Origin of the sequence: Streptomyces sp. NPDC048277 (assembly GCF_040652235.1) — a bacterium.
Classification (GTDB): domain Bacteria; phylum Actinomycetota; class Actinomycetes; order Streptomycetales; family Streptomycetaceae; genus Streptomyces.
The window spans coordinates 118,926-130,134 of the sequence record NZ_JBEZLQ010000033.1; the positions used below are offsets into that span (position 1 = coordinate 118,926).

General features: G+C 70.9%; 10 protein-coding genes. 5 read left to right on the plus strand and 5 right to left on the minus strand.

Annotation, left to right across the window (positions count from 1 at the left end; translation table 11 throughout):
- Positions 1-76 precede the first annotated feature (76 nt).
- Positions 77-1,741, plus strand: coding sequence for a DEAD/DEAH box helicase (locus tag AB0D85_RS45255; RefSeq protein WP_362334902.1), 1,665 nt, complete (start codon positions 77-79; stop codon positions 1,739-1,741).
- A 239-nt stretch (positions 1,742-1,980) separates the two neighbouring features.
- Entirely contained in the window at positions 1,981-2,397 is a 417-nt protein-coding gene (locus AB0D85_RS45260; protein ID WP_362334905.1) for a nuclear transport factor 2 family protein, read from the plus strand.
- Between the two features lie 25 nt (positions 2,398-2,422).
- On the opposite strand, the gene AB0D85_RS45265 is transcribed toward AB0D85_RS45260, so the two are convergent.
- From AB0D85_RS45265 to AB0D85_RS45275, 3 genes are all read right to left on the minus strand, one after another.
- A complete protein-coding gene (locus AB0D85_RS45265) occupies positions 2,423-3,439 on the minus strand; it encodes an ABC transporter permease (protein WP_362334908.1) in 1,017 nt (338 codons plus the stop codon).
- 64 nt (positions 3,440-3,503) lie between these two features.
- Positions 3,504-4,655: a substrate-binding domain-containing protein gene (locus AB0D85_RS45270; protein WP_362334910.1), complete on the minus strand. Its 1,152-nt coding sequence runs from the start codon at positions 4,653-4,655 to the stop codon at positions 3,504-3,506.
- Positions 4,656-4,878: 223 nt separating this feature from the next.
- Complete coding sequence (locus AB0D85_RS45275; protein WP_362334912.1) at positions 4,879-6,276, minus strand: amidohydrolase family protein; 1,398 nt, start codon at positions 6,274-6,276, stop codon at positions 4,879-4,881.
- Positions 6,277-6,488: 212 nt separating this feature from the next.
- Here AB0D85_RS45275 and AB0D85_RS45280 point away from each other — a divergent pair, with 212 nt between their 5' ends.
- The 3 genes from AB0D85_RS45280 (at position 6,489) to AB0D85_RS45290 (ending at position 8,950) form a co-directional block, all read left to right on the plus strand.
- Entirely contained in the window at positions 6,489-6,821 is a 333-nt protein-coding gene (locus tag AB0D85_RS45280; RefSeq protein WP_362334915.1) for an Atu4866 domain-containing protein, read from the plus strand.
- A 32-nt stretch (positions 6,822-6,853) separates the two neighbouring features.
- Positions 6,854-7,399, plus strand: coding sequence for a TetR/AcrR family transcriptional regulator (locus tag AB0D85_RS45285; protein WP_362334918.1), 546 nt, complete (start codon positions 6,854-6,856; stop codon positions 7,397-7,399).
- A gap of 105 nt (positions 7,400-7,504) precedes the next feature.
- The gene (locus AB0D85_RS45290; protein ID WP_362334922.1) at positions 7,505-8,950 is read left to right on the plus strand and encodes an MFS transporter; all 1,446 of its coding nucleotides are present in this window, start codon (positions 7,505-7,507) and stop codon (positions 8,948-8,950) included.
- 325 nt (positions 8,951-9,275) lie between these two features.
- Here the strand turns inward: AB0D85_RS45290 and AB0D85_RS45295 are convergent, their stop codons facing one another.
- Both AB0D85_RS45295 and AB0D85_RS45300 read right to left on the minus strand, forming a co-directional pair.
- Complete coding sequence (locus tag AB0D85_RS45295) at positions 9,276-10,142, minus strand: helix-turn-helix transcriptional regulator (RefSeq protein WP_362334925.1); 867 nt, start codon at positions 10,140-10,142, stop codon at positions 9,276-9,278.
- Positions 10,143-10,178: 36 nt separating this feature from the next.
- Positions 10,179-11,030 carry a helix-turn-helix transcriptional regulator gene (locus AB0D85_RS45300; protein WP_362334928.1) on the minus strand — a complete coding sequence of 284 codons (852 nt, stop codon included), beginning with the start codon at positions 11,028-11,030 and terminating at the stop codon, positions 10,179-10,181.
- Positions 11,031-11,209: the final 179 nt, after the last annotated feature.

An 11,209-nucleotide genomic window follows, 5' to 3' on the forward strand; every position in this document is an offset into this window, starting at 1 on the left:
GTATCCGCTCACCGGGGTCCGCACCGTCATGGTGCGGACCCCGGTTTGTGCTGTTTCCAGGAAGGCAGACCACCGCATGTCCCGCAGGCCCCAGAAGTCGAACCGGCGCGCCGCGTCACCGACGCCGTCCGTGTCGGCGCCGAGGGAGTTCCGGCTACCGGAAAACACGACACCCGCACTTCCCGCCGTCGAGGACTTCGCCGGTCTGGACATGCCCGCGGGTCTGCTGAAGACCCTCACCGCGCAGGGCGTGACCACCCCCTTCCCCATCCAGGCCGCCACCCTGCCCAACTCGCTCGCCGGCCGTGACCTGCTGGGACGCGGCCGCACCGGCTCCGGCAAGACCCTCGCGTTCGGGCTGGCGGTGCTGGCCCGAACGGCGGGACTGCGGGCGCGGCCCAAGGCGCCCCTCGCCCTTGTGCTGGTGCCCACCCGTGAACTCGCCCAGCAGGTGACGGACGCGCTGACCCCCTACGCGACGGCGGTGAACCTCCGGCTGGCCACCGTGGTCGGCGGGCTGTCCATCACCAAGCAGGCCGCCACGCTCCGGCGCGGCGCGGAAGTGGTCGTGGCGAGCCCCGGCAGGCTCAACGACCTTGTGGAGCGCGGGGACTGCGTACTCGACGACGTACACATCACGGTGCTGGACGAAGCCGACCAGATGACCGACATGGGCTTCCTGCCGCAGATCACCAAGCTGATCGAGAAGGTACGGCCGGACGGACAGCGCATGCTCTTCTCCGCCACCCTCGACCGGAACATCGACCGCCTGGTGCAGCGGTTCCTGACCGACCCCGTGGTGCACTCCGTGGACCCGTCGGCAGGAGCGGTGACGACCATGGAGCACCACGTGCTCCACGTCCAGGACGAGACCGACAAGAAGGCCGTCACCACGCGTATCGCGGCCCGGGACGGCCGGGTCATTCTCTTCCTCGACACCAAGAGGTCCGCCGACCGGCTCGCCAAGCGGCTGCTGGCCGTCGGAGTCCGCGCGGCGGCCCTGCACGGGGGCCGCTCCCAGCCGCAGCGCAACCGCACCCTGGAGCAGTTCAAGAACGGCCAGGTCACCGCCCTGGTGGCGACGAACGTCGCGGCCCGGGGCATACACGTCGACGACCTCGACCTCGTCGTGAACGTCGATCCCCCCGCCGACCACAAGGACTACCTCCACCGGGGCGGCCGCACGGCCCGCGCCGGTGGCTCCGGCAGCGTGGTCACGCTGGTCCTGCCCGACCAGAAGCGGGACGTCACCCGGCTCATGTCGGACGCGGGCATCCGCCCCCGCACCGCCCGCGTCACCTCGAGCGATGCGGAGCTGGCCACCATCACCGGCGCCCGCGAACCCTCCGGCGTGGCCGTCACCATCGAGATCCCCCAGCCGACCGCACCGACGGAGTCCCGCCCGGACCGGAAGCCCGGCAGGCGATCCGGCGGCCGGCGCCGAAGCGGCGGCGAGGCCAGGACATCGCCAGGCGGTGCGCCCAGGACGGGGAGCGAGGGCTCCGCCCGCCGCTCCGTGGCCGGGGCGAAAGCCTCCGGCGGCACCTCCGCGACCGCCGAGCGAGGCGCTGCCCGCCGGTCCGGGTCCGGCGAGGCCAAGGGCGGTACCCCCGCGGCGGGCGGCCGCAACTCCACCCGCCGGTCCACGTCCGGCACCGCCACCCGCGCCACCACCGGCAAGACCGTCCGCGCATCCGGCCGACGGACAACGACCCGCAGATCCACGGGCGACACCGCCTGAGGACCGTCCCACGGGACGTACTCCGGCTGGCGGGGCAGGGTGCGGGTGCGTAAAAGTCGGTGGCAGGCCGATCAGCGGTAGGAGACGATCGCGAGGGCACGGGCACGGGCATGGGCCTGGGCCTGCGCCCGCGGGACGCACCTGGACTCGCTCCGGTGTTCAGCGGTGTGGTGCCGTACTGACGACGGATCGTACTCAGCCCGGCCATTCCACGCCGGGCCGGGCCGGAGAGGACGCGTGTGTCACTCGCTGTTGAAGATCGCTTGGCCATCACCGAACTGATCTCGTTGCATGGTCACCTTGTCGACGACGGGAGCCTCGACCGGTTGGAGGAGCTGTTCACCTCCGATGTCGTCTACGACCTCACCGACTTCGGTCAGGAGCCGCTGGTCGGGGTGGTGGCCATCCGAGAAGCGGCCTGGGCGCTGGGAGCCGCCAACCCTGTCGCGCATCACGTGACCAACGTCGTCGTGACGGCGTCGGCAGACAGCCGGGTGCAGGTTCGGTCCAAGGGGCTGGGCATCAAGGCGGACGGTTCCTGGGGTTCCGTCTCCTACGACGACACCGTCGTGCGGACCGCTGACGGCTGGCGGATCAGCCGTCGCAAGGTGTCGCCCCGCCGTACGCCCCTGGGCGGGATGACACAGCCGGACTGATCAGGCCCCACTCGGCGGACACTGCCTAGCTCCGCAGGGCGACTCGGCGGGCGCGTAGGCGGTCTGCCGTGATGGCGAGGCCGAGGACGCAACCGAGCACGATGTTGGTGTAGTTCGCGTTGACCTGGAGCGTGGTCAGCCCGTTGTTGATCAGCACGAGCAGGACGGTTCCGGCCAGGACGCCGAGGATCCGGCCCTGGCCGCCGCTCAGGCTGACACCGCCGATGATCGCGGCCGCGACGGCGGTCAGCTCCCAGCCGACGCCGATGCCGCTGGCGGAGCCCACTCCGACGCGGCCGAGTACCAGCACCCCGGCGAAGCCGGACAGCAGCGAGCAGGTGACGTACATGGACACCACCCGCCGGTTGCTGCGGATGCCGGCCAGCCGGGCCGCCTCCCGGTTGCCTCCAACGGCGTAGACCTGGCGTCCGACGTAGGTACGTTCCAGGAAGAACCGGGCGACCAGTACCACGAGGGCGAACAGCACCAGGGGCACCGGGATCTGCGCCAGGTAGGTCTGGCCGAGGGTTGCGAAGAAGTCGGAGATCCCCACGATGGACGTGCCGGAGGTGATCACCAGGGTGACGCCCTGGGCGATGGTGAAGGTCACCAGCGTCACCACGAACGGCGGCATGTCCAGCCGGGTCACCGCCAGGCCGTGCGCCAGGCCGATCAGCCCGGTGATCACGAGTATGGCCAGTACCGCGACGCCGGCCGACAGGCCCGCCCGGACGTTGAACCAGGACATCAGGATCACGCTGGCCCCCAGCAGCGCCCCGACCGACAGATCGATCCCGCCGGTCAGGATGACCAGGGACTCACCGATCGCGATCAGGCCGTACTGGGCCAGGTCGAAGCCCATGCCCTGCAGGTTCACCGCGCTCACGAAGGAGCTGCGGACAAGTGCCAGCGTGACGAAGACCACGACGCACGCCACCACCACGCCCGTTTCGGGTGCCTCCGCCAACCGGCGCAGCCACGCGACCCGCGTACCGTCGATCGCGTCCTTTCCGGTGGGCGTCGGGGCCCTTCGCGCGGTCATGCAGTCACCTCCGTGTTCAAGGTCGATCGGCCGGCGCGTGCTGCGGTGGCGGTGGCGTCCCTGATCACTCCGCGATCCCGAGGGCCTTCGTCTTGACGCGGTAGGCGTCGAGGTTGGCCTGGGTGACAACGCCGACTCCGGAGCTCAGTGTGCTGCCGTCGCCCTCCAGATACGGCTTGACCAGTCTCAGCGTGGCATTCTTGCCCAGCACCTTGAGCGCGGCCAGCAGAAAGGCGCCGGTGTACCCCTGCTGGTACGGCTGCTGCACGACGCTGGCCTGGATCACGCCGCTCTTGATGAACGACAGGGTCCGGGCGTCGGTGTCGTCGGAGATGACGGAGATGGATTTGACCTGGCCGGCGGTCTGCACGGCTTGGGCGGCGGACGGGCCGTTGTAGGAGTACACGCCGTACAGGCCGTTGACGTCGGGATCGGTCTGGATCACGGTCTGCGCGTTGGACAGCGCCTTGGAGGCGTCCAGGTTGTCGCTGAGCTTGTGCACGATCTTGATGTCGCTGCCCTTGAGGGCGTCCTCGAACCCCTGGATCCGCTGGACGGCGTTCGATGCCGTCAGCGAGCCGACCAGCACGGCGACCTCGCCCTTGCCGCCGAGCGCCTGCTTCATGGCCTGGCCCGCCCGCTGCCCCGCCTGGTAGTTGGGCGTGCCCAGGTAGAGCGCGGCGCCGTCCTCGGCGGGCAGCGGGGAATCGATCGCGAGCACCGGGATGCCCGCCCGGTCGGCGGACCGGATCGGGGCCTTGACCGCGGTGGGGTCGATCGCGGAGATGCTGAAGGCGGAGACGCCCCGGCCGCGCAGACTCTGGATGATGGACAGCTGCTGGTCGAGCCGACCGCTGGCGGGAGCCTGGAAGGTGCCCTTGACCCCGAGCTCGGCGACGGCCTTGTAGAAGCCGGTCCTTCCCGCGTTCCAGTAGTCGTCCGCCACGTTGACCACCATGGCGAGGTCGAGCCCGGACAGGTCCCTGCCGCGCAGGGCGGCTTTGAGCGCGGTGTCCAGCCTGGCCAGGTTGGCGTCGTTGAAGGTGACGTCCCCGGCGATGCCGGCCGCCGACGCGGAGATGCCACCGGACGGCCTGCCCGACCCGGCCCCCTCCCTGCTGCAGCCGACCACCGACAGCGCCACAGCGGCCGCGACCGCGGCGACGGCGATTCGCGTGCCTCTGGCGCGGTGGACGGCGGTGCGGGCGGGGCGCATGCACAGATCCTTCCGACGGCGGACGCGGCCCGTGCCGACGCCACGCCGGGCGGCCCGCGCATGCGGCGGATCCGAGGACCCCGGCGACCCTGCCGTGAAGGTCGGTCCACCACGTCACCGGGCGATGGACAACCGGTCTGCCTCCAAGTGTGCCGCAATGGTCCACTACGCGCAGAGTGACGGTTCCGGTGGCAGCCGACGGTTGCCCGACCGTCCGACCGGGTCAGGCGGCCGGGGAGTTCAGCACGTACTCGCGTGAGGTGTGGACCTCGCGGCGCAGGGCGCGCACGTCGACGTCGAGGACGTGGCCGTTCCATTTGCGGGGCTCCCCGTTGATGAGCACGGCGCTGATGTTGCGGGCGTCGGAGCCCAGCACGACGGTGCCGATCGGGTCGTTGAGCGGCATGTTGTTGAGGTCCTCGGCCTGGATGACCAGCAGGTCGGCCTTCTTGCCCGGGGTGAGCGAGCCGGTGACGGCGGCCAGGCCGTTGGTGCGGGCGCCCTGGAGGGTGGCGAAGTCCAGGACGTCGTGGGTGGTGATGCGCCGGGGCTGCCGCTCGGTGCCGTAGGCGGCGTTGACGGCGCGCATCCGCTGGATGGCGTGCAGGGCTCGCATCTGCGTGAACATGTCGCTGGCCAGGGCGACTTCGACGTCGATGCTCAGGCCCGGGCGGATGCCGACGGACAGGGCCTCGTCGACGGCGGGGATCGCGGTCTCCAGGCCGATCTGGGCGTCGGAGGTGGGCGCGAGTGCCACGGTGGTGCCGGTCTCCCCCATCGCCTTCCATGCCTCGGGGGTCAGTCCGGTGGCGTGGATGAGGGTGACGTCGGGGCCGAGGATGCCGTCCTCGGCCCAGCGCCGGACCGCCTCGGAGGAGGACGTGCCGAAGACGGCGTCCACGCTCACTCCGATTCCCAAGTCCGTGGCGACGCGCGCGAGTTCAGGACCGTAGGCGAGTGCCGGTCCGGCGATCTCGTCCGTGGCGAGGGTCGCCAGGCGCAGGGTCAGCAGCTGGTCGTCGCCGCTGAAGTACCGGTCCTTGATACGGGTCAGGTCGCCGGGCCACTGGCGGTCCCAGTCGCCGAAGTGCGGGCCCATGGAGGCGTGCACACCGCGGATGCCGGTGTCACGGAGAGCCTCGATGGCGGCGTCGGAGTGCTCTGGGGTGCGGGAGTTGTGGGAGAAGTCGAGCATGGTGGTGATGCCGCTGTCGATCGCGGTCAGGGCGGCCAGCCTCGTACCGGTGTACATGTCCTCGGGCCGATAGACCGTGGCGTAGCCGGCCAGCGTGGACATGACGTAGCCGCCGAGGTCGTCGACGTCCGGCATGATCCGGCGCAGCTGAGCCTCCCAGGCGTGCCGGTGGGTGTCGACGAAGCCGGGGCTGAGGATGGTGCCGGTGGCGTCGACGACCACGGCGTCGCCCGCGCCGAGGCCGGGGCCGGGGCTGACGGCGGTGATGGTGTCGCCCTCGACGAGGAGGTCGCCGCGGTCGATGACGCCGAGGCCGGGGTCCATGGTGACGATGGTCGCGCCGGTGAACAGGATGCGCCGTTCCCCTGCGGGACGACGCCGGAGCTGTTCGAGGACGGCGGCGCTGGTGGCGTCGCTGACGTTCATGAGGGGTCTTCTTCCGTACGTGGGAGAGGGGTGAGAGAGGGGGTGGTGGGCTTGCCGGGAGGGGAAGCGCCGGTGCTGCTCGGCTTCCAGCCTTGGCCGCCCCGGCTACGGCAACCAGGCCGCCCTCTCCCTGGGTGCGCCGCTCCCAGGAGGCCCGCACCCGGGCAGACGGCGGCCTGGTTGCTGTCGGCCGCCGGGCCGACCATGAAGCCATGACCAGCAACGACACGCCCCGCGACCCCCACCCGTACGTCGGGATGTGGGTGACCTCGGACGGCTTCATCCGTCAGGAACTGCTGCCGAACGGCCGCTACGACGAGGCCCGCGGAAACCGTCAGAGCGCCTATACCGGCCGCTACACCGTCACCGGCAACCACATCGACTACGTCGACGACACCGGCTTCACCGCCACCGGCGACATCCGCGACGGCGTTCTCTTCCACGAGCACCTGGTGCTCTATCCCGAGGGCGACGAGCGCGCCGGGCAGCGACGCCGGGAACGGGATACCGCTGCGGTCGCACCGGCCTCGGGGGCTCGCGGTTGACGCCAGACAGATGTAAGTGGTTAATTGCTTCTATGGAAACGAGGGCACGGCAGCGTTCGACGGCCGAGGAACGCCGGGCGACGGTGATGCGTACGGCGATCAGGACATTCGCCGAGCGCGGGTACTACGGGACCTCGACGATGGACGTGGCCAAGGCCGCCGGCATCTCGCAGGGGTACCTCTACCGTCTGTTCAAGGACAAGGAGACGCTGTTCGCGGCCCTGGTCGACTACTGCTCGGACCGACTGCGGGAGGCTGCCGCCTCGGCAGCGGCGGCGGTGCAGAGCAGCGATCCGGAAGCGGTCCTGAAGGCGATGACAGCCTCGTACGACGACGTGATCGCCGACCGGGACGTCCTCATGATCCTCATGCACGCCCAGTGCAGCGCGGGCGAGCCGGTCATCGGGGAGGCGGTGCGCACCTGCTACGCCAAGCAGGTCGAGTACGTCCGCGCCGCCTCCGGCGCCTCTGACGAGCAGATCCGCCGGTACTTCGCCGAAGGCCTGCTCAGCAATGTCGTGATGGCGATCGACGCCACCTCGGTCGACGCCCCCTGGGCACGCACGCTGCGCGCCTAGGACCGGCGCCAGACCGGGCCACCCGAACCGGGCCGCTCAGAGCGGCCCGTTTCTTTCACCCAAGAAGTAAGCGGTCAACCGCAAACTAACGAGAGGCTGATTCCCATGTCGTCCCCCTCCCCGCGCCGCGGGACCGGGCTGTTGCTGGCCCTGCTGGCGTTCGCCCAGTTCATCAGCGCCATCGACTACAACATCGTCTACGTCGCCCTGCCGGAGATCGGGCGCGAGGTCGGCTTCGACGCCCACAGCCTGCAGTGGGTCGTCAGCGGCTATGCGGTCGCCTTCGGCGGCTTCCTGCTGCTGGGCGGCCGGGCGGCCGACCTCCTCGGCCAGCGCCGTATGTTCGCCACCGCCCTGACCCTCTACGGCCTCTCCTCTCTGGCCGGCGCCCTCGCCACGGACCCCGGTCTACTGGTGGCCGCCCGTGCCGTGCAGGGGCTGGGCGGCGCCCTCCTGCTGCCCGCCACCCTTTCCCTGATCGCCACCACCTTCTCCGAGGGCCCCGCACGCAACCGGGCACTCGCGATCTGGGGCGGTGCCGGGGCCGTCGGCCTGGCGCTCGGCTCCCTGCTAGGCGGAATCCTGACCAACTACTTCGGCTGGGAAGCCGTCTTCTACGTCAACGTTCCCCTCGCCCTGGGCGCGGCCGCAGCGGCTTTCGCGATCGTCCCCGAGGACGCACCGCGTGCGCGGGGCCGCAGCTTCGACCTGGCCGGTTCTCTCACCGCCACGATCGGCTTCACCGCGCTCGTCCTCGCCGTCGTGCAGGGCCCCGAAGCCGGCTGGACCTCCGTCCGGACCATCGTCTCGCTGCTGGCCGGCGCGCTGTTCATCGGCCTGTTCCTGCTGGTCGAGGCCCGCAGCGCGCACCCGTTGATGCCGCTGCGTCTGTTCCGCAACCGCAGTCTGGTCGCCGCGATGGGCATCACCTTCGTATTCATGGGCACGTTCGGCGCCCAGTACTACTTCTTCACCGTCTACCTGCAGAACGTCCGCGGCTACGACGCCCTGGCCACCGGCCTGGCGTTCCTGCCGTCGGCCCTGGTGGGCATGGTCGGCACCAAGGCGAGCGAGAAGCTGCTCGGCACGGTCGGCACCCGGGCCACCGTCGTCACCGGACTGCTCCTGGGCGCCGTCGGCATGACCGCCCTGGCCCTGGGAATGTCCCCGGGCGGCGGCTACCCGGCCCTGCTTCCGGGTGTGATCCTGCTCAGCCTCGGCCAGGGCATCGCCTGGACCGCGATGTTCGTCGCGGCCGGCACCGGAGTCGACGCCCACCATCAGGGCATCGCCTCGGCCATGGCCTCCACCACCCAGCAGATCGGCTCCGCCGTGGGACTGGCGGTCCTGGTCGCCATCGCCAACGCCGGCGTCCACACCGCCACCGGCCCGGCCCTCGTCCCCGGCCTGCGCACCGCAGGCTTCACGGCCGCCGCCCTCACCCTCCTCGGCCTCGGCATCGCCCTCACCCTGCGCCGGCCCGCGCCCACTGCCCCGACGGCCGCTTCGGAGCACACGAAGCAGCGGACCGATTCCGGGATCCCCGTCTGAGCCCCGGCGTCGCCGACCGCCCACGGTCAGGTCCCACGCCAGGGACTTCGCGGAAGGAGGACGATCTCCCGCACTCAGTCGGTCAGGCGTTGGAGGAGCGCGGGGTGGTCGGCGAGGGCCTGGTGCAGACGCTCCTGGAGGAGGGGGGCGTATTGGCCGGGGTCGGCCCCGACTCGCCCGCCACGCCGGCATGTCCGAACGGTCCTTCCTGCGCCGGTTCGCCGAGGAGACGGGCACCACGCCGACTGCCTACCGGCGCGCCTTCACCCGCCACGTCCCGCGCCCGCCCACGTGTTCGACGGCATGAGGCCGGGCCTGCGGCGGATCAGGGAGCCTGGCTGGGCTCTTCCTGCTCCGCCTGGGCGGATTCGCCCCGGGCGGTGGCGGACCGGAGTTCGGCGAAGGCAGCCGCGGTGGGGCTCGCCGGCTCGGCCTGGTAGACGACCAGCTGCTGGTGCGGGGAGCCGTTGACGGTGAAGGCCGAGAACTGGATCTCCAGGGCGCCGACCTCGGGGTGTGCGAGGTTCTTCGCCTGCTGGGTCTTGCCCTTCACCTCGTGCCGTGCCGACCGTACGGCGAATTCGGGGCTCTTCGCGCGGAGCGTGTCGACGACTTCGGTGATCCGCGGGGCATCGGGGTCGTATCCGTAGGCCGCGCGCAGTTCGGCCACGCACGAGTTCGCGGCCTTGTCCCAGTCCTGGTAGAAGGTACCTCCAGCCGGGTCCAGGAAGACCATGCGGGCCAGGTTGTCGAACCGCTGGAATCCGCTGTGCAGGGCCGCCGCGAGCGCGTTGCTCGCCAGGACGTCCAGGGCCGGTCCCAGGACGAAGGCGGGGGTGTCGGGCCGGCTGTCGATCAGCTGCAGGAGCTGGGGGCTGATCCTGTCATGACCGGCGGGAACGGTGCGGCGCTCCTGGGGCGCCCGGGTGAGTCTGCGCAGGTGGTCGTGTGCCTCGTCGTCGAGGCGGAGGGCCACGGCGACCGCGTCGATCACCTGGGGCGACGGACTGGTCTCCCGGCCCTGTTCCAGGCGCGTGTAGTAGTCGGAGCTCACGCCCGCGAGCATGGCGACCTCCTCGCGGCGCAACCCCGGCACCCGCCTGCGCCCGTGCTCCGGCAGACCCACGTCCTTCGGTCTGAGGACTTCGCGCCGTGCTCTGAGGAAGTCTCCCAAAGGAGTGCTGTCACTCATGACCTCAACCTAGTGCAGGGCGTCCGGATCATGGCGTCACACCCGCGTCGGGGCCGCACTGAGCGAGCCGAGCAGGGTGAGGGCATCCGCGGACGAGGTGCCCGGTTCGGCCTGGTAGACGACGAGCTGCTGGGTGGGGGCGCTGTTGACGGTGAAGGACTCGTAGTGCAGCTCCAGGTCCCCGACCTGGGCGTGGTGGAAGAGCTTGGCCTCGCGGGTCTTGCCGCGTACGTCGTGGCGTGCCCACAGGACGCGGAAGTCCTCGCTCTTCACGGACAGTTCGCCTACGACCTCGCTCAGCCGCGGGTCCTCGGGGTCGATACCGGCCATCCGCCGCAGTGTGGCCACGGTCGATTCGGCGGCCCGGTGCCAGTCGCGGTGGAAGTACGGCGCGACCGGGTCCAGGAACGTCATGCGCAGCAGGTTGTCGGAGTGGGTGAAGTCGGCGTAGAGGGCGGTTGCGAGCCGGTTGCGGGCCAGGATGTCCAGTGCGGGGCCCAGGACGAAGGCGGGCGTGTCGCTCCATGTGTCGAGGAGCCGCCGCAGGTGCGGGGCGACGCGTTCGACGCGCGGCGCGCGGCGCGTTCGGCTGGTGGTCGGGCCGGCCACGCGGTACAGGTGGGCCACCGCTTCGCCGTCCAGGTGCAGAGCTCGCGCGACGGCCTCGAGTATCTGCTGCGACGGATTCCGTTCGCGGCCCTGTTCCAGGCGCATGTAGTAGTCGGCGCTCACCCCGGCGAGCGTGGCGACCTCCTCGCGGCGCAGACCGGGCACCCTGCGACGACCGGAGGCAACGATCCCCACGTCTTCGGGGCGCAGCCGGGCACGCCGTGCGCGGAGGAAACCTCCCAGCGCGTTCTCGGCGGCGGGTTCCTTGTCCGTGTTCATATGCCGAGGCTAGGGCTCCGTACGGCCTTGTCGCGGGGGCGAGAGGGGGTGCGCTTCACCTAGGAAAAGGCGCGCCTTTGGCGTGGCGGCGGGGTCGTCAGGACCAGTTCCATACCTGGTTGGTGCTGCCCGCGCATCCCCAGCCCTGTACGAGCTGGCCGTCCTGTCCGGAGGTGGGG